This is a genomic window from Variovorax sp. efr-133-TYG-130, from assembly GCF_030208835.1.
GTDB lineage: Bacteria > Pseudomonadota > Gammaproteobacteria > Burkholderiales > Burkholderiaceae_C > Variovorax.
This window is the reverse complement of sequence record NZ_JARVTD010000027.1, coordinates 39,180-65,744: the sequence shown is the minus strand read 5'-3', so window position 1 is coordinate 65,744 and position 26,565 is coordinate 39,180. Positions and strand designations below refer to the sequence as shown.

General features: G+C 69.5%; 23 protein-coding genes. 19 read left to right on the top strand and 4 right to left on the bottom strand.

Annotated features, from left to right (window positions below):
- The first annotated feature begins 5 nt into the window (after positions 1–5).
- From pgaB to QRN67_RS21360, 4 genes are all read left to right on the top strand, one after another.
- Positions 6–2,078, top strand: a complete 2,073-nt coding sequence (pgaB, locus tag QRN67_RS21375) for a poly-beta-1,6-N-acetyl-D-glucosamine N-deacetylase PgaB (protein WP_285413467.1) — start codon at positions 6–8, stop codon at positions 2,076–2,078.
- On the top strand, positions 2,075–3,352 hold the full coding sequence (gene pgaC, locus QRN67_RS21370) for a poly-beta-1,6-N-acetyl-D-glucosamine synthase (protein ID WP_081268316.1): 1,278 nt from the start codon (positions 2,075–2,077) through the stop codon (positions 3,350–3,352). Before pgaB ends, pgaC begins: the two co-directional genes overlap by 4 nt.
- Positions 3,342–3,926: a poly-beta-1,6-N-acetyl-D-glucosamine biosynthesis protein PgaD gene (gene pgaD / locus QRN67_RS21365; protein ID WP_081268315.1), complete on the top strand. Its 585-nt coding sequence runs from the start codon at positions 3,342–3,344 to the stop codon at positions 3,924–3,926. The genes pgaC and pgaD overlap by 11 nt, the downstream gene beginning before the upstream one ends.
- 128 nt (positions 3,927–4,054) lie before the next feature.
- Positions 4,055–4,852 (top strand): SDR family oxidoreductase, encoded by a 798-nt coding sequence (locus QRN67_RS21360; protein WP_285413465.1) that lies wholly within the window; start codon positions 4,055–4,057, stop codon positions 4,850–4,852.
- Positions 4,853–4,882: 30 nt separating this feature from the next.
- Here QRN67_RS21360 and QRN67_RS21355 read toward each other — a convergent pair whose 3' ends face one another.
- Positions 4,883–5,791, bottom strand: a complete 909-nt coding sequence (locus QRN67_RS21355; RefSeq protein ID WP_106935848.1) for a LysR family transcriptional regulator — start codon at positions 5,789–5,791, stop codon at positions 4,883–4,885.
- An 85-nt stretch (positions 5,792–5,876) separates the two neighbouring features.
- Here QRN67_RS21355 and QRN67_RS21350 point away from each other — a divergent pair, with 85 nt between their 5' ends.
- Together QRN67_RS21350 and QRN67_RS21345 are read left to right on the top strand one after the other, a co-directional pair.
- Positions 5,877–6,887 (top strand): zinc-binding alcohol dehydrogenase family protein, encoded by a 1,011-nt coding sequence (locus QRN67_RS21350; protein WP_285413464.1) that lies wholly within the window; start codon positions 5,877–5,879, stop codon positions 6,885–6,887.
- A gap of 30 nt (positions 6,888–6,917) precedes the next feature.
- Positions 6,918–7,487 carry a GNAT family N-acetyltransferase gene (locus tag QRN67_RS21345; RefSeq protein WP_285413462.1) on the top strand — a complete coding sequence of 190 codons (570 nt, stop codon included), beginning with the start codon at positions 6,918–6,920 and terminating at the stop codon, positions 7,485–7,487.
- A gap of 6 nt (positions 7,488–7,493) precedes the next feature.
- Here the strand turns inward: QRN67_RS21345 and QRN67_RS21340 are convergent, their stop codons facing one another.
- Entirely contained in the window at positions 7,494–8,882 is a 1,389-nt protein-coding gene (locus QRN67_RS21340) for a PQQ-dependent sugar dehydrogenase (protein WP_285413460.1), read from the bottom strand.
- Positions 8,883–9,013: 131 nt separating this feature from the next.
- Between QRN67_RS21340 and QRN67_RS21335 the strand changes: the two genes are divergently transcribed.
- From QRN67_RS21335 to QRN67_RS21300, 8 genes are all read left to right on the top strand, one after another.
- Entirely contained in the window at positions 9,014–9,787 is a 774-nt protein-coding gene (locus tag QRN67_RS21335) for an alanyl-tRNA editing protein (protein WP_285413458.1), read from the top strand.
- A gap of 43 nt (positions 9,788–9,830) precedes the next feature.
- Complete coding sequence (locus QRN67_RS21330) at positions 9,831–12,059, top strand: protein-disulfide reductase DsbD family protein (RefSeq protein WP_285413456.1); 2,229 nt, start codon at positions 9,831–9,833, stop codon at positions 12,057–12,059.
- A gap of 94 nt (positions 12,060–12,153) precedes the next feature.
- Positions 12,154–12,846: a thioredoxin family protein gene (locus QRN67_RS21325; RefSeq protein WP_285413455.1), complete on the top strand. Its 693-nt coding sequence runs from the start codon at positions 12,154–12,156 to the stop codon at positions 12,844–12,846.
- Positions 12,846–13,454 carry a class I SAM-dependent methyltransferase gene (locus tag QRN67_RS21320; protein WP_285413453.1) on the top strand — a complete coding sequence of 203 codons (609 nt, stop codon included), beginning with the start codon at positions 12,846–12,848 and terminating at the stop codon, positions 13,452–13,454. Before QRN67_RS21325 ends, QRN67_RS21320 begins: the two co-directional genes overlap by 1 nt.
- Positions 13,455–13,538: 84 nt before the next feature.
- A complete protein-coding gene (locus QRN67_RS21315; protein WP_081268305.1) occupies positions 13,539–14,879 on the top strand; it encodes an MFS transporter in 1,341 nt (446 codons plus the stop codon).
- A gap of 47 nt (positions 14,880–14,926) precedes the next feature.
- On the top strand, positions 14,927–16,036 hold the full coding sequence (gene hemE, locus QRN67_RS21310) for a uroporphyrinogen decarboxylase (RefSeq protein WP_285413452.1): 1,110 nt from the start codon (positions 14,927–14,929) through the stop codon (positions 16,034–16,036).
- A 474-nt stretch (positions 16,037–16,510) separates the two neighbouring features.
- A complete protein-coding gene (locus QRN67_RS21305) occupies positions 16,511–18,592 on the top strand; it encodes a primosomal protein N' (RefSeq protein ID WP_503010939.1) in 2,082 nt (693 codons plus the stop codon).
- A gap of 49 nt (positions 18,593–18,641) precedes the next feature.
- On the top strand, positions 18,642–19,556 hold the full coding sequence (locus QRN67_RS21300) for a hypothetical protein (RefSeq protein WP_285413450.1): 915 nt from the start codon (positions 18,642–18,644) through the stop codon (positions 19,554–19,556).
- 22 nt (positions 19,557–19,578) lie between these two features.
- Here QRN67_RS21300 and QRN67_RS21295 read toward each other — a convergent pair whose 3' ends face one another.
- Entirely contained in the window at positions 19,579–19,788 is a 210-nt protein-coding gene (locus QRN67_RS21295; protein WP_081268301.1) for a hypothetical protein, read from the bottom strand.
- Positions 19,789–20,058: 270 nt separating this feature from the next.
- Between QRN67_RS21295 and QRN67_RS21290 the strand changes: the two genes are divergently transcribed.
- Positions 20,059–20,748, top strand: coding sequence for a hypothetical protein (locus QRN67_RS21290; protein ID WP_285413448.1), 690 nt, complete (start codon positions 20,059–20,061; stop codon positions 20,746–20,748).
- Between the two features lie 12 nt (positions 20,749–20,760).
- On the opposite strand, the gene QRN67_RS21285 is transcribed toward QRN67_RS21290, so the two are convergent.
- Complete coding sequence (locus QRN67_RS21285) at positions 20,761–21,783, bottom strand: AEC family transporter (protein ID WP_081268300.1); 1,023 nt, start codon at positions 21,781–21,783, stop codon at positions 20,761–20,763.
- A gap of 112 nt (positions 21,784–21,895) precedes the next feature.
- Between QRN67_RS21285 and QRN67_RS21280 the strand changes: the two genes are divergently transcribed.
- Genes QRN67_RS21280 through nadE form a run of 4 tightly spaced genes read left to right on the top strand, consistent with a single transcriptional unit; the run spans position 21,896 to position 26,523 of the window.
- Positions 21,896–23,998 (top strand): ATP-dependent helicase, encoded by a 2,103-nt coding sequence (locus QRN67_RS21280; protein WP_081268299.1) that lies wholly within the window; start codon positions 21,896–21,898, stop codon positions 23,996–23,998.
- On the top strand, positions 23,995–24,474 hold the full coding sequence (locus QRN67_RS21275) for a hypothetical protein (protein ID WP_081268298.1): 480 nt from the start codon (positions 23,995–23,997) through the stop codon (positions 24,472–24,474). Before QRN67_RS21280 ends, QRN67_RS21275 begins: the two co-directional genes overlap by 4 nt.
- The gene (locus tag QRN67_RS21270) at positions 24,471–25,640 is read left to right on the top strand and encodes a phospholipase A (RefSeq protein ID WP_285413447.1); all 1,170 of its coding nucleotides are present in this window, start codon (positions 24,471–24,473) and stop codon (positions 25,638–25,640) included. The genes QRN67_RS21275 and QRN67_RS21270 overlap by 4 nt, the downstream gene beginning before the upstream one ends.
- Positions 25,641–25,665: 25 nt before the next feature.
- Positions 25,666–26,523, top strand: coding sequence for an NAD(+) synthase (nadE, locus tag QRN67_RS21265; RefSeq protein WP_081268296.1), 858 nt, complete (start codon positions 25,666–25,668; stop codon positions 26,521–26,523).
- The last annotated feature ends 42 nt before the right edge of the window (positions 26,524–26,565 follow it).

Sequence of the window (26,565 nt, the reverse complement as noted above, 5' to 3'; positions counted from 1 at the left end):
ACCCCATGACCTTCCTGCGCGCGGCCATGCTGTGGCTGGTGATCGCGGCGGCATCCGCGCTGGCGCTCCCCGCCTTCGCGCAGCCATTGCCGCCCGCCGACCCCGACGACGGCCTGAGCTTTCGCGTGCTGTCCTTCCACGACGTGCGCACCGGCGTGCGCGCCAGCTTCGAGCAGTCGCCCGACGAGACCGCCGTGGACGACAGCACCCTGGCCGAGGTGTTCGCCTGGCTGCAGTACAACGGCTACCACCCGGTGAGCCTGCAGCAGATCGTCGACGCGCGCGCCGGCGGCAAGCCGCTGCCTTCGCAGCCCGTGCTGCTGACCTTCGACGACGGCTACCGCAGCGCCTACACCAAGGTGTTTCCGCTGCTCAAGCGCTTCAACTACCCCGCGCTGTTCGCGCTGGTGACGAGCTGGCTCGACGTGCCCGAAGGCCAGCTGGTGCACTGGGGCGACAAGCCCGCGCCGCGCGAGAACTTCCTGCTGTGGCCCGAGGCGGCCGAGATGGCGCGCTCCGGCCTGGTCGAGTTCGCGAGCCACACCGACGCGATGCACACCGGCGTTCTCGCGAATCCGCAGGGCAACATGCTGCCGTCCGCGGCCACGCACCGCTACGACCCGAAGACCGGCCGCTACGAGGACGACGACACCTACGTGCGCCGCATCGAGGCCGACCTGCGCCGCAGCCGCGAGATCATCGAGGCGCGCACCGGCGCCGGGGTGCGCGCCACCGTGTGGCCCTACGGCGCCTACAACACGGCCGCGCTGGAAGCCTCGAAGCGCGCCGGCATGCCCATCACCTTCACGCTCGACGACGGCGCCAACACGCAGGCCGTGCCGCTCACGCGCATCCGCCGCGCGCTGGCCGCGTACGACAACAAGGCGCCCGACTACGCGCAGCTGCTGCGCAGCCCGGTGGGCGGCGAGGTGCGGCCGGTGAACCGCGTGATGCATGTCGACCTCGACTATGTGTACGACCCCGACCCCGCCCAGCAGGAGCGCAACCTGTCGGCGCTGATCGACCGCGTGGCCGCCGTGCGTCCGCGCTCGGTGTTCCTGCAGGCCTACGCCGACCCAGACGGCGACGGCGTGGCCGACGCGCTGTATTTCCCGAACCGCCACCTGCCGATGCGCGCCGACCTCTTCAGCCGCGCCGCCTGGCAGCTGCGCACCCGCACCGGCGTGAAGGTGTACGCATGGATGCCGGTCACAGCCTTCCGGCTGCCGGCGTCGAACCCGCTGGCCACGCACACGGTGATGGCGCAGGGCGGCACGATGCCGCCCGGGCGCTACCACCGCCTCACGCCCTTCGACCCCGCGGTGCGCACGCTGGTGGGCGACATCTACGAAGACCTGGGCCGCCACGCATTCTTCGAGGGCGTGCTGTTCCACGACGACGCGACGCTCTCCGACGACGAGGACGCAAGCCCCGCCGCGCTCGCGGCCTATGCGAAGTGGGGCCTGCCGCCCGACGTGGCCGCGATCCGCGCCGACCCGGCGCTGGCGGCGCGCTGGAGCGCCGCCAAGACGCGCTACCTGATCGACTTCACGCACGAGCTGGCCGCGCGACTGGGCGCCTGGCGGCCCGCGCTGGAAACGGCGCGCAACCTCTACGCGCGCCCGGTGCTCGAGCCCCAGGCCGAGCAGTGGTTCGCGCAGAACTACGAAGCCTCGCTCGCGGCCTACGACTACGTCGCGCTGATGGCCATGCCGCGCATGGAACAGGAAGCCGACGCCAACGCCTGGCTCGCCCGCCTGGCGCGCCGCGCGGCCGACACGCCAAGAGGCCTGGACGGCACCGTGTTCGAACTGCAGGCGCGCGACTGGCGCACCGGCAAGCCCGTGGCCGATGCCGAACTGGCCCGGCAATGGACGCTGCTGCAGCGCGCCGGCGTGCGCCACCTGGGCTACTACCCCGACGACTTCCTCAACAACCAGCCCTCGCTCGACGTGGTGCGCCGCGCCATCTCGGTCCGCACGCTGCTGCCGCGGGCCCTGCGCGCGTCGGCCGCCGAGACCACGCCACCCCAGGCACCACAAGCATCACCACCGGCGCACGGAGAGCGGACCCCATGACCACCAGCCACTTCCTTGCGCAGACGCTGCCGTCGCTGCTGTTCGGCTTCGTCTTCTATTACCCGTTCTTCATGGCCTACGTGTGGATGGCGGGCGGCCTCTCGCATGCCTGGGTGTTCGAGCGCAAGCGCGACGTCGATGTCAATCCGCTCGACCTGCTGCCCTCGCGCCCGCTGGTGACGGTGGTGGTGCCATGCTTCAACGAGGCGCCGCACCTGCGCGAAGTGATCGAGCAGCTCATGCGCACCCGCTACCCGAACTACGAGGTGATTGCCGTGAACGACGGCAGCACCGACGGAACCGGCGAGCTGCTCGACGAGATGACGAAGGAATACAGCCGGCTTCGCGTGATCCACAACGCCAGCAACCAGGGCAAGGCCGTCGGGCTCAACACCGCCTGCCAGCTCGCGCGCGGCGAATACATCCTGGGCATCGACGGCGACGCGCTGGTCGACGAGGACGCCATCGCCTGGATGCTGCGGCCCATGCTGGCGTCGGAGCGCATCGGCGCCGTGACGGGCAACCCGCGCATCCGCACCCGCACCACGCTGCTCGGGCGCATGCAGGTGGGCGAGTTCTCTTCGATCATCGGCCTCATCAAGCGCTCGCAGCAACTGGTGGGCACGCTGTTCACCGTGTCGGGCGTGATCGCGATGTTCCGCCGCCGCGCGGTGATCGACGTGGGCTTCTGGAGCCCCGACGTGCTCACCGAGGACATCGACATGAGCTGGAAGCTGCAGCTCGGCGGCTGGAAGCTGCGCTTCGAGCCGCGCGCGCTGTGCTGGATCCTGATGCCCGAGACCTTGCGCGGTCTCTGGAAGCAGCGCCAGCGCTGGGCCATCGGCGGCATCCAGACCATGCTGCGCAACACCACGAGCATCCTGAAGCCGCGCAACTGGCGCATGTGGCTGGTGTATGCCGAGTACATGACCAGCGTCGTCTGGGCCTATGCGATGGCGGCGGTGCTCGTGGTCAGCCTGGCGCGGCCGTTCCTGCCGATCGAGTCGGCCTGGCACTCCGCGCTGCTGCCGCACTGGCAGGGCACGCTGCTGGCCATGACCTGCATCCTGCAGATGCTGCTGAGCCTGTGGATCGACCGCCGCTACGACCGCGACCTGATGCGCTATTTCGCAGGAACGATCTGGTACCCGATCGCTTTCTGGACTATCACGATGGCGACCACCGTCATCGCCCTGCCCAAAGCCCTGATACGCCGCCGCGGCAAGCGCGCGGTGTGGACGAGCCCTGACCGAGGAGTTTCCGATGCCCCATGAAGACACAATGACCCACAGCCGCTTTCCCGATACCGACCACGACACGCCGCCGCCGAGCCGCCGCCCCTCCTGGGGCCAGCCTGCGGTGGAGGAGCCCATCATCGATGCCGCGCGCATCTCGCTGAGCGCCTTCGGCAACGGCCGCTCGCGGCAGCGCACGATGGCCATGTACCTGTGGCTGCGCGTGCTGCGCCCGGCCGTGACCATCGCCATCTGGTTCTGCGCCATCTGGTACGCATGGCCCTATGTGCTGGGCGCGCGCTCGCAGCCGGAGGTGCTGCACCTGCTGGGGCTGTACGCGTTGGTGATCGGCGCGATCCTGGTGTCGATGCTGGCGATGGCGCCGTGGCGCCGCCGCCAGCAGAAGCGCGAGTCGCCGCCCGACCAGGAACAGTCGTCGCTGTTCGCGCTGGCCTCGTACATCGAAGTGCCGCCCGCACGCCTGTCGACCTGGCAGCGCACGCGCCAACTGCTGGTGCACCACGACCGCGACGGCCAGCTGCGCGACGCCACCGACACCGCGCCCGGCGCGCTGGAGCCCGAGCCGCTGCGCCACGCGGCGGCACGCCGCTGACCGAGGCGGCGGCTCGCCGCTGAGCAAGGCGGCCGGAGGTCCGCAAGGCGCGGCATAGGGCCGCGCGCGTGCAGGGGTTTAGTGGCGGTGCTTCAATCGCGCCACCCCCCTCCACCAAGGACCTCTTCATGGATCTCCAGCTCCAGGACCAGCACGTACTCATCACCGGCGGCAGCAAGGGCATCGGCCTGGCTTGCGCGCTGGGCTTCCTGCGCGAAGGCGCCCGCGTGAGCCTCGTCTCGCGCGAACTCGGCAACCTGGAGCGGGGCAAGAAGACACTGATCGACTCGTTCGCCCAGGCCGACGGCCGCGTGTCGGTGCATGCCGCCGACCTCAAGGACCCGGCCGGCGCCGAGGCCGCGCTCGACGCGGCCGAGCAAGTGTTCGGCCCCGTCGACGTGCTCGTCAACTCGGCAGGCGCCGCCCGCCGCACCCCGCCCGACGAGCTGACCGCCGCCTCATGGCACGACGCCATGGACGCCAAGTACTTCACCTACGTCCACATGATCCACCCCGTGGTCAAGCGAATGGGCCAGCGCGGCCGCGGCGCCATCGTCAACGTCATCGGCCAGGGCGGCAAAGTCGCGAGCCCCGTGCACATGGCCGGCGGCGCCGCCAACGCCGCACTGATGCTCGTGAGCGCGGGCATGGCCGCCGCCTATGCCGGCAAAGGCGTGCGCGTGAACGCCGTGAACCCCGGCCTCACCCTGACCGAACGGCTGCAGGAAGGCATGAAAGCCGATGCCAGGCTGCAGGGCATCGACACCGAAGAAGCGCTCCAACGCGCAAAGGCCAGGCTGCCGCTGGGCCGCATCGCGACACCGGAAGAAGTCGCCAACACGGTGGTGTTCCTCGCGTCGCCGAAGGCGAGCTACGTGACCGGCGCGATCGTCGCGATGGACGGCGCAGTCACTCCGATGATCTGAAGAAACAAGAATGAGGACGCCGGGCAAACCTCAGGCAACCGCCAGCAAAGCCTCGAACTTCAACCCCAGGAAGTCGACGAACGCCCGAACCCGGGCCGGCACGAACCGCCCGCTCGGCAACAGCGCATGCAGCGGATAGGGCTCCGTCTCCCAATCAGGCAGGAGCCGCACGAGACGCCCTTCGCGAATGTCCTCCCGCACGTCCAGCGCGGACTTCAGCGAAACGCCGTAGCCCGCCACGGTCCACTCCCGCGCCAGCGAAGCATCGTCCACGCTGCGGTTCCCATTCACCCGCACCTCCGTCCACTGCCCGTTCTGCGCAAACCGCCAGACCCGATGCCGCCGCCCTGAACGGTTGAAGATCAGGCAGTTGTGATGCGCCAGGTCCTGCGGCACCTTCGGCGCGTCGTGGCGGCGCAAGTAGCCGGGCGAAGCGGTCAACACGGGGTTGGTCAGCGCAAACGGCCGCGCCACCAGCCGCGAATCGGCCAGCGCGCCATAGCGCAGCGCCACGTCGACCTCGTCGCGCATCACGTCCAGTGGCCGGTCCCCCACGGACAGCGACAGCTGCACGCCAGGGTGCAAGGCAAGGAATTCGTCGAACCACGGCAGCAGCGTGCTGCGCGTGAGGTCCGACGGCGACGCCACGCGCAGCGTGCCGACCAGCTCGCCGCGGTCGGCGGTGACCAGCGACTCCCCTTCGTCCAGCAATTCGAAGGCGCGCACCGCGTAGTCGAGCAGCGTCTGGCCCTGCGGCGTGAGGCGCATCGCGCGGGTCGAGCGCTCGAACAGCCGCGCGCCGAGCTGGGCCTCCAGCCGCTTGAGCGTGGCGCTGGCCGCCGCCGGCGTGATGCCCAGCGCATGCGCCGCAGCGGTGAGCGTGCCGCCGCGCGCGGTGTGCACCAGCACCTGCAGGTCGGAGATATTTTCAATCTTCATTTGAAAGTGTTGCTGTTACAGGCCGTCTTATCAAACCGGCCTTGCGATCCTACATTCGAGGCATCGTCACTGAAAGGCCATTGCCATGAAAGCCGTCGGCTACTACCAGCCCCTCCCCATCGACAACCCCGAATCGCTGCAGGACATCGAGCTGCCCGCGCCCCAGGCCGGCCCGCGCGACCTGCTGGTGCGCGTGAAGGCGGTGTCGGTCAACCCGGTGGACACCAAGGTCCGCAAGAATGCCGCGCCGGAAGCCGGCCAGGCCAAGGTGCTGGGCTGGGACGCCGTGGGCACGGTCGAGGCGGTCGGCAGCGGCGTGAAGAACTTCAAGGTGGGCGACCGCGTGTACTACGCCGGCTCGATCATCCGCCCGGGTGCCAATGCCGAGCTGCATGCGGTCGACGAGCGCATCGCCGCCCTCGCGCCCCGGAGCCTCGACGACGCGCAGGCCGCCGCGCTGCCGCTGACCACGATCACCGCCTACGAACTGCTGTTCGACCGCCTGCAGGTGCCCAAGGGCGGCGGCGAAGGCCAGACGCTGCTCATCACCGGCGGCGCGGGCGGTGTCGGTTCCATCCTGATCCAGCTGGCGCGCCAGCTCACCAGGCTGCGCGTCGTCGCCACCGCCTCGCGCGCCGAGACGCGCGAATGGTGCCTGGCGCTGGGCGCGCACACCGTCATCGACCACTCCAAGCCGCTGGCGGCAGAGCTCAAGGCGGCGGGCATCGGCGCGGTCGACATGGTCGCCAGCCTCACCCAGACCGAGCAGCACTACGCGCAGATCATCGAAAGCCTCAAGCCCCAGGGCCAGCTCGCGGTGATCGACGACATGAAGATGCTCGACGCCATGCCGCTGAAGACCAAGTGCATTTCGCTGCACTGGGAAATGATGTTCGCGCGCTCGCGCTTCGAGACGCCGGACATCGCCGAGCAAGGCGTGCTGCTGGCCGAGGTGGCGGGGCTGGTCGACGCGGGCCGCGTGCGCACCACGGCGAACGCGAGCTTCGGCACCATCAACGCGGCGAACCTCCGGCGTGCGCATGCGCTCATCGAGAGCGGCAAGGCACAGGGCAAGGTGGTGCTGGCGGGCTTCTGAGCCCACGACAGAGCCAGCACAATCGGGCGCATGAACGACATTGCAGCCCGTGCCCACCCCATCGAGTTCGAAACCGCGCGGCTGCGCCTGCGCCAATGGCGCGAGAGCGATCTCGCGCCGTTTTTCGAGCTGGCGCGCGACCCGCAGGTGATGGAGTTCCTGCTGCCTTTGCCCACGCGCGCCGACAGCGATGCGATGGTCGAGCGCATCAAGGCGCGCATCGCCGCGAACGGCTGGGGCTTCTGGGCCGTGGAGCACCGCGAATCGGGCGCGTTCATGGGCTTCACCGGACTGAACTCGCCGCTGGCGGACCTGCCGTTCTCGCCGTGCGTGGAAATCGGCTGGCGCTTCGCCCGGCAGTGGTGGGGGCAGGGCTTCGCGAGCGAGGCGGCGCGCGGAGCGCTCCAGGTGGGGTTCGAGCGGCTGGCGCTGGACGAGATCGTCGCCTTCACCGCTTGGAACAACACCCGCTCGGCGGCGGTGATGGAGCGCATCGGCATGCATGAAGACGTGGGCGGCGCATTCGACCACCCGCTGGTGCCCGAGGGCCACACGCTGCGCCGGCACCGGCTCTACCGCATCGCCCGGCCGCGGCGCTGAAGAAAGCTACTTCGCCTTCGACACCCGCCACACGGCGTTGCCCACGTCGTCCGCAACGATCAGCGCGCCGCTCTTGTCCAGCGCCACGCCCACCGGGCGGCCCTGCGCCTTCTCGTCGGGCGACAGGAAGCCGGTGAGCACGTCGACCGGCGGGCCGCTCGGCTTGCCGCCGATGAAGGGCACGAACACCACCTTGTAGCCCGACTTGGGCTTGCGGTTCCACGAGCCGTGCTCGCCGATGAAGGCGCCGCTGGCGAACTGCTCGGGCATGCCGCCCGGGCGCGAGAACACCATGCCGAGCGGCGCGACGTGCGAGCCCAGCGCGTAGTCGGGCGCGATGGCCTTGGCCGTCATGGCGGGGTTCTGCGGCGTGACGCGCGCGTCGACGATGCCGCCGTAGTAGCTCCAGGGCCAGCCGTAGAAGGCGCCGTCCTTCACCGAGGTGAGGTAGTCGGGCACGAGGTCGCTGCCGATCTCGTCGCGCTCGTTCACCACGGTCCACAGCACCTTGGTTTCCGGCTCCCAGCCCATGCCGTTGGGGTTGCGCAGGCCGCTGGCGAACATGCGCTTCTTGCCGGTCTTCGTGTCGACCTCCCAGATGGCGGCGCGGCCCTCTTCGGCGGCGAGGCCGTTCTCGCCGAAGTTGCTGTTGGAGCCGACCGTGACGTAGAGCTTGCTGCCGTCGGCATTGGCGATCACGTTCTTGGTCCAGTGGTGGTTGATGCCGGCGGGCAACTGCGTCACCAGCGTGGGGTTGGCGCTGACGGAGGTCTGGCCTTCGGTGTAGGGCACCTTCACCAGCGCGTCGGCGTTGGCGATGAAGAGCTCGTTGCCCACCAGCACCATGCCGTACGGCGACATCAGGTTGGTCATGAAGACCTGCTTCACCTCGGCCACGCCGTCGCCGTCGGCGTCGCGCAGCAGGGTGATGCGGTTGGCGCTGGGCACGCCGGCACCGGCGCGGCCCATGACCTTGCCCATCACCCAGTTGCGGATCTTGGCGACGAGGCCGTCGCCGCCGTCAGTGGCGCCGCCGCCGGGCTTGGGCGGCTTGTTGCTCTCGGCCACCAGGATGTCGCCGTTGGGCAGGGTGTAGACCCAGCGCGGATGGTCGAGCCCGCGCGCCAGCGCCGTGACCTTCAGGCCCTCGGCCGGCGTCGGCATGGCGACGTCCGTCCAGCCGACCGCGGGGGCGACGTTCACCGTGGGAATCAGCGTCTTGTTCGGCTCGGCCAGCTGCGGGCGCGGCCCGACCGTGACTTCCGGCGGGAGCTTGGCGGATTCGCCGCAGCCGGCGAGGAACAGCGCGGCGCCCACGGCCAAGACTGCCACGGCGGGAGAGGCGGAAGAAAAGGGCGATGCGGTGCGGGTGGGTACTTGCTGCGGTGCCTTCATGCGTGTTCCTTGAGCGGCCGATGCCGCATGGCGGTCGGATCATCGCCGGCCGGCCGGCGCGGCCGGTGTCGGTCGTGGGCGCTTTATGGCGTGGGCGCACCTCATTGGCGCATCGCCGCTACCATCGCCGGATGACCGAAGACCTGTTCCGCGCCGACGCCTACCTGCGCACATGTGAAGCCCGCATCCTGCGCCTGGAAGACACCGGCATCGTGCTGGACCGCACCGTGTTCTATCCGCTGGGCGGCGGCCAGGCCGGCGACACCGGCGTGCTGGTGCTGGCAGACGGGCATGAACTGGCCATTGCGGACACCCGCAAGGCGAAGAACGAAGAAGGCCAGCCGACGAACGAATTCATCCATGTGCCGGCCGAGGGCCAGGCCGGCCTGCTGGCCGCGCTGAAGCCCGGCGACGCCGTCACCGCCCGGCTCGACTGGGAGCGCCGCCACCGGCTGATGCGCTTCCACACCGCTTCCCACCTGATGTGCCACCTCGTGCCGGTGCCGGTGAACGGCTGCTCCATCACGCCCGAGTACGCGCGCATCGACTTCCACATGACCGACCCGCTCGACAAGGAAGCGCTGACCGCCGGCCTCGCCAGGCTGGTCGAGGCGGCCCACCCGCTGACCGTGGGCGCCATCACCGACGAGGAGCTCGACGCCAACCCGGCGCTGGTCAAGAGCATGAGCGTGCAGCCGCCGCGCGGCACGGGCACGGTGCGCACCATCCGCATCGGCGGCGGCAACGAGGGCGCCGACCAGATCGACTTCCAGCCCTGCGGCGGCACGCATGTTGCAAACACCGCGGAGATCGGCGCCGTGATCGTCACCAAGATAGAGAAGAAGAGCGCCAACACCCGCCGGGTGGTGCTGGGCTGGGCGCCTTCGGCGGCAGCGGCCGCCTGAACCGCCCGGAACTTCACCCCCGCAGATCGCTCCGACCCTCGGCATGATTTTTTCGCGCATCCATTTCGCTACGCTTCTGATAGCAGCCGCCGCAGCCAGCATGCCGGCCGCGGCGCAGCTGGCTTCCAAGCCGGGCGCGGTGGTGACAACCCCGCACGTGCGGGCCGAACTGATTGCCCATGCCCCCGACGGCGTGGCGCCCGGCAGCCCGGTGTGGGTGGGGCTGCAGATCACGCACCAGCCCGAGTGGCACACCTACTGGAAGAACGCCGGCGATTCGGGCCTGCCCACCGAAATGACGTGGACGCTGCCGGCCGGCGTGTCGACCGGCGAGATCGCGTGGCCGGTGCCCGAGAAGATCCCGGTCGGCAACCTCGCCAACTACGGCTACGAAAACACCGTGCTGCTGCCGGTGCCGCTGGAGGTGTCCACGCTCTACAAGCCGCCGATGGCGCTGGGCGGCAGCACGCCGGCCATGGACATCCAGCTCAAGGCTTCGTGGCTGGTCTGCCGCAAGGAGTGCATTCCGGAGGAAGGCACGTTCTCGCTGTCCCTGCCGCTGCAGGGCTCGACCGCGCTGCACAAGGCCGAGTTCGACACCGCGCAGGCCGCGCTGCCGCAGCCGCTGGCCCAGGCCGGCGCCGTGGAAATCGACGGCCACAACCTGAAGGTGCGCCTCGACGGACTGCCCGCCGCCGCGCAGGGCAAGACGCTGGGCTTCTTCCCCGAGACACCTGAAGTGATCCGCACCGCGGCCGTCTCCGGCAAGGACTGGACCCAGTCCTGGCAAGGCGGCACATGGACCGCGACCATTCCGCTGGCCGACCAGCGCAGCGCCAGCCCCACGGTGATGCCGGTGGTGGTGGCGCTGGCCGAGGCCGACCGGCAGGCCGGCCAGCCCGTCGCATGGCGCGCCGAGGCGCCGGTCAGCGGCAACTGGCCCGCCGCCACGGCACCGCGCGCCGAGGTGTCGCCGGCGCTGCAGGCCGCGCTGGCCGCCAACGCAGCCAACGCAACCAATGCGGCCAGGCCCGCCGAAGCGCCCGCCCCTTCTTCCACCACCTTCATGGCCGCCCTGCTGGGCGCCCTGCTCGGCGGCCTGCTGCTCAACCTGATGCCCTGCGTGTTCCCGATCCTCGCGATCAAGGTGCTGGGCTTCGCGCGGCAGGCCGGCAACGACAGCGCGCACCGCCGGGCCGGGCTGGCTTACACGGGCGGCGTGATGCTGTCTTTCCTTGCGCTGGGCGGCGCGATGCTGGCGCTGCGCGCTGCCGGCGCCGGGCTGGGCTGGGGCTTCCAGCTGCAATCGCCGGGCGTGGTGGCGGCGCTGGCCGCGCTGTTCACGCTGATCGGCCTGAACCTGGCGGGCGTTTTCGAGTTCGGCCGCGCCGCGCCGTCGTCCATCTGCAGCGCCCAGGCCAAGCATCCGCTGGCCAACGACTTCCTCTCCGGCGTGCTCGCCGTGGTGATCGCCTCGCCGTGCACCGCGCCCTTCATGGGCGCATCGCTGGGCTTCGCGATCGGCCTGCCGGCCGCCCAGGCGCTGCTGCTGTTCGCGGCGCTGGGCTTCGGGCTGGCGCTGCCTTATCTGGCCGCCAGCTTCGTTCCCGCCGTGGCGCGCCTGCTGCCCAAGCCGGGGCCATGGATGCACACGCTGCGCCGCCTGCTCGCGTTTCCCATGTTCGCCACCGTGGCGTGGCTGGTCTGGGTGCTGGGCCAGCAAAGCGGCATCGACGGCGCCGGCACGCTGCTGGCGCTGCTGGTGTGCATGGCCGCCATCGTCTGGGCATTCACGCTGCGGGGCCGCACGCGGATCGTGATCTCGGCCGTCATGATCGCCTTCACCGCGGTGCTGACCGCCGCCATCGGCCGCAATGTGTTGCAAGTCGTTGAGCCCGCCCGGCTGGCCGCGGCGGACGGCACCGGCCAGCCGCAACGCTGGCAGCCGTGGTCGGCCGAGCGCGTGGCCGAGCTGTCGGGCGCGGGCCGGCCGGTGTTCATCGACTTCACCGCCGCCTGGTGCGTGACCTGCCAGTACAACAAGAAGAGCACCCTGGCCGACGCCCAGGTGCTGGCCGACTTCGACGCCAAGAAGGTCGCCATGCTGCGCGCCGACTGGACCCGGCGCGACCCCGCCATCACGGCGGCGCTCACCGCGCTCGGCCGCAGCGGCGTGCCGGTGTACGTGCTGCAGGCGCCGGGCAAGCCCCCGGTCGTGCTGACCGAGATCCTGGGCAAGGACGAAGTGCGCGCCGCCATTGCCGCGCTTTGACCACCGGCATGACATGGGTTGTCACATCCACTTGAAGAAACCGTTCTAAGCTGCAGTTGTTGTTTGGAATTTTGTTTTGGAGTTCAAGCTGGCCATGTCTCTTTCGCCAACCACAGACTCGCGTTCCCTTCGTGCCGCGCGCCACGCCCGCGCCGCCCTGAGCCGGGCATCCCGCCGCGCGGTCGTCGCCGCGGCCGTGGCGCTGGGCGCCACCTTCCTCATGGGTTCCAATGCCGTCGCCGCCCCCGCCGTGGGCCAGCAGGCGCCCGATTTCGTTGCCGTCGACACCACCGGCGCCAAGCACAAGCTGTCCGACTTCGCGGGCAAGTTCGTCGTGCTCGAGTGGACCAACCCCGGCTGTCCCTTCGTGCGCAAGCACTACGGCAGCGGCAACATGCCCGCCACGCAGAAGGCCGCGACCGACAAGGGGGTGGTCTGGCTCGCCATCAATTCCACCGAGCGCGCCGCCAGCGACTACCTGAAGCCCGATGCGCTGGACGCATGGATGAAGTCGCAGAAGGCCGCGCCCACCGCCGTGCTGATGGACGAAGACGGCCTCATCGGCCAGGTCTACGGCGCGCGCACCACGCCGCACATCTTCATCATCGACCCCAAGGGCACGCTGGTGTATGCGGGCGGCATCGACAGCATCGCCTCGGCCCGGCCCGACGACATCAAGACCGCGACCAACTACGTGAACCAGGCGCTCGGCGAGGCCTTCGGCGGCAAGCCCATATCGGCGGCCAGCACGCGGCCCTACGGCTGTTCGATCAAGTACAAGACCTGATGACGAGCGAAGTCGGGGGAACGGCCGGCTACGGCGCCAATGCCGCGGTGCTGGCCCAGCAGTATGAAAGCCTGCGCTTCGAAGACGTGCACCGAGAGGTGCTGCACCTGTTTCCCCGCGCGCCGGGCCGGGTGCTCGACATTGGCGCCGGTTCCGGGCGCGACGCCGCCGCGCTCGCCGCGCTGGGGCACCGGGTGGTGGCGGTCGAGCCCACGCCCGAACTGCGCGCCGAGGGCATGCGCCGCCACGCCGCGCTGCCCATCGAGTGGATCGACGATCACCTGCCCGGCCTGCAACGCACGCGGACGCTGGGCGTGCGCCACGACCTGATCCTGCTGACCGCCGTGTGGATGCACCTGGACGCCCCCGAACGCGCCACGGCCATGGAAGCCCTGGCAGCGCTGGTGGCCGAAGGCGGCCAGGTCGCGATGTCGCTGCGCCACGGCCCCGTGCCCGAAGGCCGGCGGATGTTCGACGTCTCCCCCCGGGAAACCGCCGAACTCGCGGGCCGGCACGGACTGCGGCAGCGCTTCCTGGGCGAGCGCGAGGACATGCTCGGCCGCGCGGACGTGCGCTGGAGTTTCCTGGTCCTCCAGCGCCCCGCGTGACAGCTACCTGACCCGCGCAGTCAGGCAGCGGTCGGGAAGCCCGGCCTACCCTCGGCAGATACACATGCCACAGGGGACAACGAGATGAATCCCGCGCCTTCCACCGCGCAAAAGGGCACTGCCGCCGCGCACGCTTCGCCCGCAAGCTCCTCCAAATTCGCCACCGTACTGCGCGTGACCGGCGGCAATTTCATGGAGATGTTCGACTTCTTCCTGTTCGGCTTCTACGCCACGCAGATATCGAAGGCGTTCTTCCCGGCCGGCAACGAGTTCGCTTCGCTGATGCTGACCTTCATGACCTTCGGCGCCGGCTTCCTGATGCGGCCCCTGGGCGCGATCTTCCTGGGCGCGTACGTCGACCGCGTCGGCCGGCGCCAGGGCCTGATCGTCACGCTGGCGCTGATGGCGCTGGGCACGCTGCTGATCGCCTGCGTGCCTTCATACGCCACCATCGGCCTCGCGGCCCCGGTGCTGGTGCTGATCGGCCGGCTGCTGCAGGGCTTCTCGGCCGGCGTGGAGCTGGGCGGGGTGTCGGTGTACCTGTCGGAAATGGCCACGCCGGGCCACAAGGGCTTCTACGTGAGCTGGCAGTCGGCCAGCCAGCAGGTGGCCATCGTCGTCGCGGCAGCGCTCGGCTACTGGCTCAACGTGACCTTCACCTCGCAGGAAATCGGCGACTTCTACTGGCGCGTGCCCTTCTTCGTGGGCTGCCTGATCGTGCCGGTGCTGTTCATCATCCGCCGCTCGCTGCAGGAGACCGAGGAGTTCATGGCGCGCAAGCACCGCCCCGACGCGCGCGAGATCTTCCAGTCGATGCTTGCCAACTGGGGCTTGGTGCTCGCCGGGATGATGCTGGTGTCGATGACCACCGTGTCGTTCTACCTGATCACCGTCTACACGCCCACCTTCGGCAAGGCCGTGCTGCACCTGAGCACCACCGACGCGCTGATCGTCACGCTGTGCGTGGCCATCTCCAACTTCATCTGGCTGCCGATCATGGGCGCGCTGTCGGACCGCGTGGGCCGCAAGCCGCTGCTGATCCTGTTCACGGTGCTGACCATCCTCACGGCATACCCGTCGCTCAAGTGGCTGGTCGGCGAGCCGAGCTTCGCGCGCATGCTCGCCGTCGAACTGTGGCTGTCGTTCCTCTACGCCAGCTACAACGGCGCGATGGTGGTGGCACTGACCGAGGTGATGCCGGTGAACGTGCGCACGGCCGGCTTCTCGCTGGCGTACAGCCTGGCCACCGCGGTGTTCGGCGGCTTCACGCCGGCCATCGCCACCGGGCTCATCGAGATGACCGGCGACAAGGGCGCACCGGGCCTGTGGATGACGGCTGCCGCGGTGTGCGGCCTGATCGCGACGCTGGTGCTGTACCGCCGCAACCTGAACCCGGCGGACGCGCGGCGCGTGCCGGTGGTCTGAGCAGCACCGGGCCGGCCAGGGACGGGGTGCCCTGCGACAATGTCGCAATGCCCTTCGCCCCACTGCAAAACGACACTTTCCTGCGAGCCTGCTGGCGCCAGGCCACCGATCACACGCCCGTCTGGCTGATGCGCCAGGCCGGCCGCTACCTGCCGGAATACGTGGCCACCCGCGCAAAGGCGGGCAGCTTCATGGGACTGGCCACCAACACCGACTACGCCACCGAGGTCACGCTGCAGCCGCTGGCGCGCTATGAACTCGACGCGGCCATTCTTTTCTCCGACATCCTGACGGTGCCCGACGCCATGGGCCTGGGCCTCTCGTTCGAGGCCGGCGAAGGCCCGCGCTTCGCGCGCCCGGTGCGCGACGAAGCGGCGGTGGCCGCGCTCGAAGTGCCCGACATGGAGAAGCTGCGCTACGTGTTCGACGCCGTGGCCTCGATCCGCAAGGCCCTGAACGGCCGTGTGCCGCTGATCGGCTTCTCGGGCAGCCCGTGGACGCTGGCCTGCTACATGGTGGAAGGCGCGGGCTCCAGCGACTACCGCCTCGTGAAGAGCATGCTGTACGGCCGCCCCGACCTGATGCACCGCATCCTCGCGGTCAACGCCGATTCGGTGGCCGCCTACCTCAACGCCCAGATCGACGCCGGCGCGCAGGCCGTGATGGTGTTCGACAGCTGGGGCGGCGTGCTGGCCGACGGCGCGTTCCAGGAATTCAGCCTGGCCTACACCGCGCGCGTGCTGGCCGGCCTGAAGCGCAACGGCGCCGACGGACAGCCGGTGCCGCGCATCGTGTTCACCAAGGGCGGCGGGCTGTGGCTGGACGCCATGCGCGAGCTCGACTGCCAGGTGCTGGGCGTGGACTGGACCGTGAACCTGGCCTCGGCCCGCAAGCAGGTCGCCGAGGGCTCGGACGGCAAGGCCAAGGCGCTGCAGGGCAACATCGACCCGAACGTGCTGTTCGCGCCGCCCGCGCGAATCGAAGCCGAGGTGGCGAAGGTGCTGGACGCCTTCGGCAAGCCCCACACCGACCGCGGCACCCAGGGTCCGACGCACATCTTCAACCTGGGCCACGGCATCAGCCAGTTCACGCCGCCGGAACATGTGGCGGCGCTGGTGAAGGCAGTGCATGCCCACTCGCGCGCCATGCGCGGTTAACACGGCTGTCATCGAGCGGGAGCTTGCCGGTGCGGACGCCCGGCATCCGAAAAGTCGGTTCGCGGCCGTTTGTCAAGCGCAAAAACGGCATATGGGTCTGACTTATGCACAAAACCCGTGCTGCACTGCGCAAGATTGTCCGGGGGTGCACCTTGTTTGCTCCCAAAGCGATAGCGACGCTAAGTCATTGATTTATATAGGATTTGGTTTTTGCTTTTTTTCCGGGCAATCCAGCGAGAGCCTTGATTTTCAAGGCTCGCCGACGTAACGAGCCTGCTTGTCAACAAAGTTATCCACAGAAACTCTGGATGGCGCCCAAAGCCCAGAAGAATCAACGACTTAAGCGGATTTGCTCAAAGCCGCATTAACAAACCTTGCCAAGAAGGACCTCGAATCGCCACCGCCGCCCTCCCCCTCGACGGGACAAGCCAACCGACGAACGGTAGCCCGCCGGCCCTTCCATGGCGGCTCGACATCGCGGTGCAGACGCCCGCGCATGCCGCGCTGGGCGACCTGCTGAGCTACGCCGGCGCCGAGCCGATGCCGCCCGGCACGCTGGTGCGGGTGCCGCTGGGCAAGCGCGAAGTGCTGGGCGTGGTCTGGAACGAGCCGGTCTCGCTGGAAGGCGCCGAGCCCGACATGGCGCTGAAGCCCGTGGGCGCGGCGCTCGACGCGCTGGCGCCGCTGGGCGAGGCCTGGCGCGACCTCGTGGCCTTTGCAGCGCGCTACTACCAGCGCTCCATCGGCGAGATCGCGCTGGCCGCCCTGCCGCCGCAGCTGCGCGACCTGACGACGACGCAGCTGGCGCGCCGGCTCAAGCGCAAGACCACGGCCGGACCGGTGGCCGAGACGGCCGAATCGGCGAACCTGATCGCGCTGAGCGCCGAGCAGACCGCCGCGCTGGAGCGCATCGAGGCCGCCGGCGGCACCTTCCTGCTGGTCGGCAGCACCGGCAGCGGCAAGACCGAGGTCTACCTGCGCTGCGTGGCCGACCTGCTGGCGCGCGAGCCCGAAGCGCAGGCGCTGGTGATGGTGCCCGAGATCAACCTCACGCCGCAGCTCGAAGCCCGCTTCAAGGCCCGCTTCGGCGAAGAGGCGGTGGTGTCGCTGCACAGCGGCATGACCAACCCGCAGCGGCTGGCGAGCTGGCTGGCGGCGCACAGCGGCGCGGCGCGCATCGTGCTGGGCACGCGCATGGCGGTGTTCGCGTCGATTCCGGGGCTCAAGCTGATCGTGGTCGACGAGGAACACGACCCCAGCTACAAGCAGCAGGAAGGCGCGCGCTACTCGGCGCGCGACCTCGCGGTGTGGCGCGGCCAGCGCGAAGGCGCGAAGGTGATCCTGGGCTCTGCCACGCCATCCTTCGAGAGCTGGCACCAGAGCCGCCCCGCCGAGGGCGACGACCCGGGCGGGCGCTATGTGCGGCTGGCCATGCCCTCGCGCATCGGCGCCGGCGAGCTGCCCGCGGTGCGGCTGGTCGACATGAACCTGCAGCCGCCCAAGACGGTGATTTCGGGCGCGCTGCTCGATGCCATCGGCCAGCGCATCGCGCGCGGCGAGCAGAGCATGATCTTCCTGAACCGGCGCGGCTATGCGCCGGTGCTGGCCTGCGGCGACTGCGGCTGGAAGAGCGAATGCCCGCACTGCAGCGCCTACCGCGTGTTCCACAAGATCGACCGCACGCTGCGCTGCCACCACTGCGGCTTCACCGAACGCGTGCCGCGCGCCTGCCCGGCCTGCGGCAACCCCGACATCGCGCCCGTGGGCCGCGGCACCGAGCGGCTCGAGGAGCACCTGGCCGAGCTGTTCGCCGCCGTGAAGCGGCCCGACGGCGGTGCGGTGCGCATTGCGCGCATCGACGCCGACAGCACCAAGAAGCAGGGCGCGCTCGAATCGCAGCTGGCGGCGGTGCATTCGGGCGAGGTCGACGTGCTGGTCGGCACGCAGATGATCGCCAAGGGCCACGACTTCCGCCGCATCACGCTGGTGGCCGCGGTGAACCCCGACGGCGCGCTGTTCTCCAGCGACTTCCGCGCGCCCGAGCGGCTGTTCAACCTGCTGATGCAGTCGGCCGGCCGCGCGGGCCGCGACGCCGCCTACCTCGCCGCGCAGGGGGCGACGGCCGAGATGTGGATCCAGACGCACCATGCGCACCACCCGCTGTTCATGGCGCTGCGCAGGCACGACTACGCGGTGTTCGCCCAGCAGCAGCTCGACGAGCGCCGCGCCGCCGGCATGCCGCCGTTCGCGTTCCAGGCGCTGCTGCGGGCCGATGCACGCGAGCAGTCGGTGGCGCAGGCCTTCCTGAACATCGCCGCCGACCAAGCCGAGGCGCTGCCGGGCGCGGACCTGGTCACGCGCTATCCGGCGGTGCCGCTCACCATCCAGCGCGTGGCCAACGTGGAGCGCGCGCAGATGCTGATAGAGAGCCCTTCGCGCGCGGCGCTGCAGAAGCTGCTGGCGGCCTGGCAGCCGCTGCTGCACGAACTGCGCCGCACGCCGGAGGGAAAAGGCGTGATCCGCTGGCTGGTCGACGTGGATCCGCACAGCATCTGAGCGAGTTGTCCTGCAAGGCCTTCCGCCGCGCGCGCCCAAGGTGCCAGGCATGAACACCCATTCCGCCCACCGGATCATGAACATGACGAACACGGCCCGCCGCCTTCCGCTGCTGGCCATGCTGCTGGCGGCGGCACTGTCGCTGGCTCCCGCAATGGCACCCGCGCAGACGGCCGCGCCGGCCGGGGACGCGAGCGCATTGCGCGACAAGCTCCAGGCGCTGGCGCCGCAGCTGGCGCGCAACGCCTTCAAGCGTCCGCTGGCCATCGAATCGAACGAGGCCTCCGACCGGCTGAGCGGCGACATCTACGCGCTGGTGGACCATCCCTTCAACAGCGTGAACGGCGCGTTGCGCACGCCCGCCGCCTGGTGCCAGGTGCTGATGCTGCACCTGAACACCAAGAGCTGCGCCGTGAGAAACGGGGGCAGCCAGATCGAGCTGGCCGTCGGGCGCAAGTTCGACCAGCCGCTGTCGGACACCCAGAAGATCGCCTTCGACTACAGCCTGGCCAAGACCGACGCCGGCTACCTGAACGTGCGCCTGAGCGCGGCCGACGGCCCGCTTTCCACGCACGACTACAGCATCATGCTGGAGGCCGCGCCGGCCGACAACGGCAAGACCGCCATCCACCTGAGCTATGCCTATGCCTACGGCACCGCCGCGCGCTTCGCGATGAAGGGCTACCTGGCCACGCTGGGCAGCGACAAGGTGGGCTTCACGAAGCAGGGCCAGGGCGGCGCCTACATCGGCGGCGTGAGAGGAGTGGTGGAGCGCAACACCATGCGCTATTACCTGGCGATCGACAGCTACCTGGACGCCCCCGCGCCGGGCCAGCTCGACCAGCGCCTCGGTGCGTGGTTCGATGCGACCGAGCAGTACGCCCAGCAGTTGCACGAAATGGACCGCGACGACTACCTGGCAATGAAGCGCCGCGAGTTCGAACGCCTGCGCACGGCGTCCTGAAAAAACCAACAAACCGCGATTTTCAGTGGTAGCCCGTGGGCTCCTTGCCCATGTCGACGTAGCGCAGCTCGTCATGACGGCGCCGCGCGATGCTCACCGGCCAGGCAAACACCACCAGGCTCAGCGCGGCGAGCGCGATGGCGGTGGCCGTGCCGAACTTGCCGGCATGCCAGAACCAGCCCACGCTGGCGAGCCAGACGAACCACAACAGGATGCGAACCAGTATTGCCATAGCGCGCCCCATTCACATCTTTGACTTGCAACCACTGTAGCAGCGGTTCTGCAAACTCAAGCATTCAACTGAAGCAGTAGACGCCGCTATGCCTTACGGCCAACCCCTGGCTTACCCGCAAATTTGTGAAAAAAAGATTGACGGGAAGCCGTGCCGCTACTCAAGCTGTTACAGCGTAAACGCACGAACTCCGCGCGGAATACGCATTCAAATTTGCTCGCTCATTGCAAGGGGGTCGACGTGAAACCGCCATCTGTCTCTGGTTGGGTTTTGTCCCTGGCGTCCCTCGCCTGCGCCGTCGGCGCATCCACGGCATCCGCGGCCGAGCTGGAATTGCAGGGGAGCCGGCTGGTGGTGTCGGGCACGCTCGACGGCAGCGCGATCCAGGAATTCAACGAACGACTGGGCAGCGGCACGGTCCGCACGGTGGTCTTCGAAGACTCGTTCGGAGGCACCGCCGAGGCGGCCGGCGCCTTTGCCGACGCCATCCGCGCCAGCGGCGTGCAGACCGAGGTGCGGGGCCAGTGCATGGCCGCCTGCGCCTATGCCTTCCTGGCGGGCAAGACGCACCGCTTCGGCTACGGCCTGCAGGTCAACGGCATCATGCTGCCGGTGGCGGCGCGGCCTACGGCGGCAGAACTCGCGGTGCGCTGGCGCGGCGACGAAGCCCACAAGACACTGGCCGATTTCACACCCGCTCCCAATCCCGTCACGGCCGCCGTCGTGACCACGGCGGCGGCGACCACCGCCGAGGCACCGGCCGCGCCGGTGGAAGCCAGCGTACCGCCGCCCAGGGACAACTGGCAGCCCGAGCACGGCGTGCTATTCACGGCCAGCCCGTCGCTCTTCGGCCGCATCTACAACACCTACTACTGCGACGGCACGCAGGGCCGCGACTTCTCCAAATGCGAGCGCCTGCCCGATGCCGACCCGTACAAGCTCGGCGTGCTGACGCCCTAGCGCCCCGCCGGCTCAGTGGAGCAGGCCGACCGCCAGCGGAAAGCTGAAGAACGCCACCACCGTCGTCCACAGGATGATCCGGGCGATGCGGCCGTTGTCGGCGCCGAACCGCTCGGCCAGCATCGACACATTGCTGGCGCTCGGCAGTGACGCCACCAGCACCATCACCACCAGCGCGGCGGGCGCGAGCGGCAGCCCCAGCGCGATGGCGCCCAGGCCCAGCCCCCAGATCAGCAGCGGGTGCACCAGCAGCTTCACCGCCACCACGGGCAGCACGTCGCCCCACGGCGCTCTGGGCGCGGGCTGCACGCCGGTGCCCAGCGCCTCGGCCACCGCCGCGCTGGCGTCGTGCTCGCGCGCCAGCAGCGCCGAGCGGGCCAGCACCGCGCCGATGGTGAACAGCGCCACCGGCGACGCGGCATCGGCCAGCATGGCCACGGTGCGCTCCAGCGGCCCCGGCAGCTGCCAGCGCGCGGCCGACAGCAGCACGCCCAGCAGGATGGACCAGGGCATCGGGTTGACCAGGATGCCGCGCAGCGCCTTGCGCGCCGCCTGCGTGGCTCCGCCGCCTGCCGCGCCCGCCCCCACGCCGTCGAGCCGCGACAGCCCGATGCACAGCGACGAGGTGACGACCATGTCGAACGCGATCGCGATGATCATCGGCCCCGCAGCCTGCGCCCCGAGGATCGCCACCAGCAGCGGCACGCCCATGAAGCCGGTGTTCGGGAATGCCGCCACCAGCGCGCCGAACGCGGCGTCGTTCCAGCCGACACGGGCGTTGCGCGTGAACGCCACCACCCCCGCCACCACGGCCAGCGCCCCCAGGCCCCAGACCAGCGCCACGCTGCCGTCCAGCAATTGCCCGATGGGCGTGCCCGCGCCGAAGCGCAGCAGCATGCAGGGCAGCGCGAAATAGAGCACGAAGGCGTTCAGGCCGGGAATCGCGTCCAGCGGCAGGATGCGGGCGCGTGCGGCGCCGTAACCGGCGGCGATTAACGCGAAGAAAGGGAAAGTAACAAGAAATACAGGCAGCACATGCCGATTGTCGGGGGCACCGGCCTACAACCCCGGGAAAGGCCGTCCCCGTATCATTGCCCGCTTTGCGCATGCCCTTCCCCAGGGCGTTTTCCGGCTCTTTCTCTCCCCAATGTCTCACGGACTCAATCCCGCGCAACTCGAAGCGGTCAACTACATGTACGGTCCCTGCCTGGTGCTCGCCGGCGCGGGCTCGGGCAAGACGCGGGTGATCACTCACAAGATCGGACGCCTGATCCAGTCGGGGCTCGAGCCCCAGCGGATCGCGGCCATCACCTTCACCAACAAGGCCGCCGCGGAAATGCGCGAGCGCGCCAAGGACCTGATCGGCAAGGACGCGCGCAAGGTCGTGGTCTGCACCTTCCACGCACTGGGCGTGCGCATGATGCGCGAGGACGGCGCGGTGCTGGGCCTGAAGAAGGCCTTCAGCATCCTGGATTCCGACGACGTCACCAAGATCCTGAAGGACGCCGGCGGCACCACCGACATCGCCACCGCGCGCATCTGGCAGTGGACCATCAGCAAGTGGAAGAACATGGGCCTGAACGCCGCGCAGGCGGAGGCCGCCGCGGTGGACGACAACGAGCGCATCACCGCGCGCATCATGGCCCGCTACGAAGAGCGGCTGCAGGCCTACCAGAGCGTCGACTTCGACGACCTGATCGGCATGCCGCTGAAGCTGCTCTACGAATTCCCCGAAGTGCGCGCCAAGTGGCAGGCGGCGCTCGGCCACATCCTGGTGGACGAATACCAGGACACCAACGCCACCCAGTACGAAGTGCTCAAGGCCCTGGCCGGCGAGCGCGGCCACTTCACCGCGGTGGGCGACGACGACCAGTCGATCTACGGCTGGCGCGGCGCCACGCTGGACAACCTGCGCAAGCTGCCGGTCGACTACCCCACGCTCAAGGTCATCAAGCTGGAGCAGAACTACCGCTCCACCAGCGCCATCCTGCGCGCGGCCAACAACGTGATCGGCCCCAACCCCAAGCTGTTTCCCAAGACGCTGTTCTCCGAACTCGGCGAAGGCGAGCCGGTGCGCATCGTCGACGCCGACAGCGAGCAGCACGAGGCCGAGCGCGCCGTGGCGCGCATCGTCAGCCTGCGCGCGGGCGACGCCACCACGCAGGGCAAGCAGTACAAGGAGTACCGCGACTTCGCCATCCTGTACCGCGCCAACCACCAGGCGCGCGTGTTCGAGCAGGCGCTGCGCAAGGCGCAGATCCCGTACAAGGTGTCGGGCGGCCAGAGCTTCTTCGACCGCGCCGAGATCAAGGACCTGTGCGGCTGGTTCCGCCTGTGGGTCAACAACGACGACGACCCGGCGTTCCTGCGCGCCATCACCACGCCCAAGCGCGGCATCGGCCACACCACGCTCGCGAGCCTGGGTACCTTCGCCAGCCAGTACAAGCTGAGCCTGTTCGAGGCGCTGTTCAGCCCATCGCTGCCCAGCGTGATGCCCAAGCGCACGCTGGAAGGCATCCACGAGTTCGGCCGCTACATCAACGACCTGGAATACCGCGCGCGCCGCACCATGGGCGCGGAAGACTCGCGCACCTTCATGCTCGACTGGCTGAAGGAAATCGACTACGAGAAGCACCTCTACGACGGCGAGGACAGCGAGTCGGCCGCGGCCTCGCGCTGGACCAACGTGCTGGAGTTCGTCGACTGGATGTCGCAGCGCGCCGGCGGCACCATCGACGACACCTCGGGCGCCGACAACACCATCGAGACCGAACGCAAGAGCCTGCTCGAGGTGGCGCAGACCATCTCGCTGCTGTCCACCATCAGCGAGCGCCAGCAGGACCAGGACGTGGTCACGCTCTCGACGCTGCACGCCTCCAAGGGCCTCGAATGGCCGCATGTGATGCTGATCGGCGTGAGCGAGGGCCTCCTGCCCTTCAAGCTCGACGACGACAACGGCCGCCAGCAGAAGGTCAGCGAAGACACGCTGCAGAGGCTGCAGGAAGAGCGCCGCCTGATGTACGTGGGCATCACGCGCGCGCAGCGCAGCCTGGCGGTGAGCTGGACCAAGAAGCGCAAGCAGGGCCGCGAGATGGTGCCCTGCGTGCCCAGCCGCTTCATCGCCGAGATGGGCCTGGACAAGGCCACCACCCGGGAAGACCCGCGCGAGAAACTCAAGGCGCTGCGCGCCGAGTTCGCGCGCAAGGCACAGGACAGCGCGGCCAAGGCGGCCGCCGCCGCATCATCATGAAGACGACGAAACTCAAGACCGCGATGCCGGCCGCGCTGCTGGCCGGTGCCGTGCTCGCGCTGTCGGGCTGCGCCACCGGGCGCGGCAACCCCGACTGCCCCACCGACGCGCGCGACCTGCCGCTGCAGTCGCTCTACGGCCGCTGGGAAGCACGCTTCGACGGCCTGCCCGCGGCGGCCGTGGTGCAGCTGGGCAAGCACCCCGACTACGACGGCGTGCGCGGCACCATCACGCGCAACGGCGCCAGTCCCGGCAAGGCGCGCATCGCGCAGCTGGCCGGCGACGTGGACGACGAGGGCGCGCTTTCCATCGACGAGTCGCAGGACGGCCGCGCCATCAGCGGCGTCTGGTCCGGCAAGCTGCAGAAGGGCTCCTGCGGCCGCGAATTCAGAGGAACGTGGCGCGACGCCACGGATGAAAGCACCCACCCGTTCGTGCTCAGCAAGACCGCCGCCCCAGAGGAAAAAAAGCCATGACGACGAAACGACCCCACATCCGGCTGCGCGAGCTGGCCGCCCTGGCCGCCTGCCTGGGCGGCGCCGCCGGCGCGCAGGCGCAGGCCGTCGACAAGCCCGCGAGCCCGCTGGCCGATTCGCAGCTCACCTGGCAGCAGTGCGCCGCGCTCGGCGCCAACAACGAGGCGCGGCTGGCCTGCTTCGACCGCTGGGCGCAGCAGCAGACGCTGCCCTCGGTGTCGGTGCCCGTGGCGCCGCCGGTGCTCGCGAGCACGCAGCCGCCGGTGGACGGCACGATCCCGGCCACGCGCGTGGTCTCGGTCGCCACCACCGAAGGCTGCCGCGACCGCCAGTACTCGGCGCTGTCGCGCTTCTGGGAGCTGGAGAACGCCACCGACTGCGGCACCTTCGGCTTTCGCGGCTACCGGCCGCTCACCGTGTCGGTCTCGGCCGCCACCAACAAGCCGCAGACGCCCACCTCGCCGTCGCCCGACCACACCGGCCAGCCCGTCGCCTACCAGGCCAACGAGATGCGCATCGGCCTGTCGGTGCGCACCAAGCTCGCCCAGGGCCTGCTCACGCAGGGCGACCCGGTGAGGAAAGACTCGCTGTGGTTCGCCTACACGCAGCAGTCGACCTGGCAGCTGTTCAACGGCGCCATCTCGCGGCCGTTCCGCACCACCGACCACGAACCCGAGCTGATGTATGTCTACCCGACCGACTTCAAGCTGCCCGGCGGCTGGCGCTGGCGCTATTCGGGCCTGGGCATCGTGCACCAGTCGAACGGCCAGAGCCTGCCGCTGTCGCGCAGCTGGAACCGCGTCTACCTGATGGGCGGCGCCGAACTGGACGACCGCTTCACCATCACCGGCCGCATCTGGAAGCGCATTTCCGAGAGCGCCGCCAAGGACGACAACCCCGACATCGCCGACTACATCGGCCGTGCCGAAGTCACAGGCCGCTGGAACCTCGACCGCGACAACCAGCTGGCCGTGACCGTGCGCAACAACCTGCGCGACAGCGGCCGCGGCTCGATCCGCCTCGAGTGGCTCAAGGCCATCGGCGACCCGACCAAAAGCAACCTGCGCTTCCACACGCAGCTGTTCTCGGGCTACGGCGACACGCTGGTGGACTACAACCGCAAGCGCACGGTGCTCAGCATCGGCCTCAGCCTCGTGGATTTCTGACCTCTTTCTTACGCAGACAAAACCAATGAGCGCAGACCTCACCCCCGTCGACGACACGCAGCGCGAGATCATCGCGGCGCTGCATGTCGCGCCCGTCTTCGATGCCGCCCGCGAGCTGGAGCGCCGCGTCGACTTTCTCGCAAGCTACCTGAAGCAGACCGGCCTGAAGACGCTGGTGCTGGGCATCAGCGGCGGCGTCGATTCGCTGACCGCCGGCTGCCTGGCGCAGCGCGCGGTCGAGAAGCTGCGCGCCACCGGCCATGACGCCACCTTCATCGCCATGCGCCTGCCCTACGGCGTGCAGAAGGACGAAGCCGAGGCGCAGGCTTCGCTCGCCGTCATCAGGCCCGACCGCACCATCACCGTCGACATCCGCCCCGCGGCCGACGGCATGCTCGCCGCGCTGAAGGCCGGCGACCTGAGCTTCCGAGACGCGGCGCACGAAGACTTCGTGCTCGGCAACATCAAGGCGCGCGAGCGCATGGTGGCGCAGTTCGCGGTGGCCGGCGCGCACGACGGCATCGTCATCGGCACCGACCACGCGGCCGAGGCGCTGATGGGCTTCTTCACCAAGTTCGGCGACGGCGCGGCCGACATCACGCCGCTCACCGGCCTCAACAAGCGCCGCGTGCGCGCGGTGGCGCAGCTGCTGGGCGCGCCCGATTCGCTGGTCTACAAGGTGCCCACGGCCGACCTCGAGTCGCTGGTGCCGGGCAAGCCCGACGAAGACGCCTTCGGCGTGACCTACGAGCAGATCGACGATTTCCTCGAAGGCAAGCCGGTGTCGGCCGAGGCGCGCGCAATCATCCTGTCGACGCACCGCAAGAGCGCACACAAGCGCGCGCTGCCCGTCGAGCCCCCGGCACCGGCCGCGCTCGGCTGAAGCTGGCGGCCACTCTGTGGCCCGGCCGCTCCTGCCGGGGCC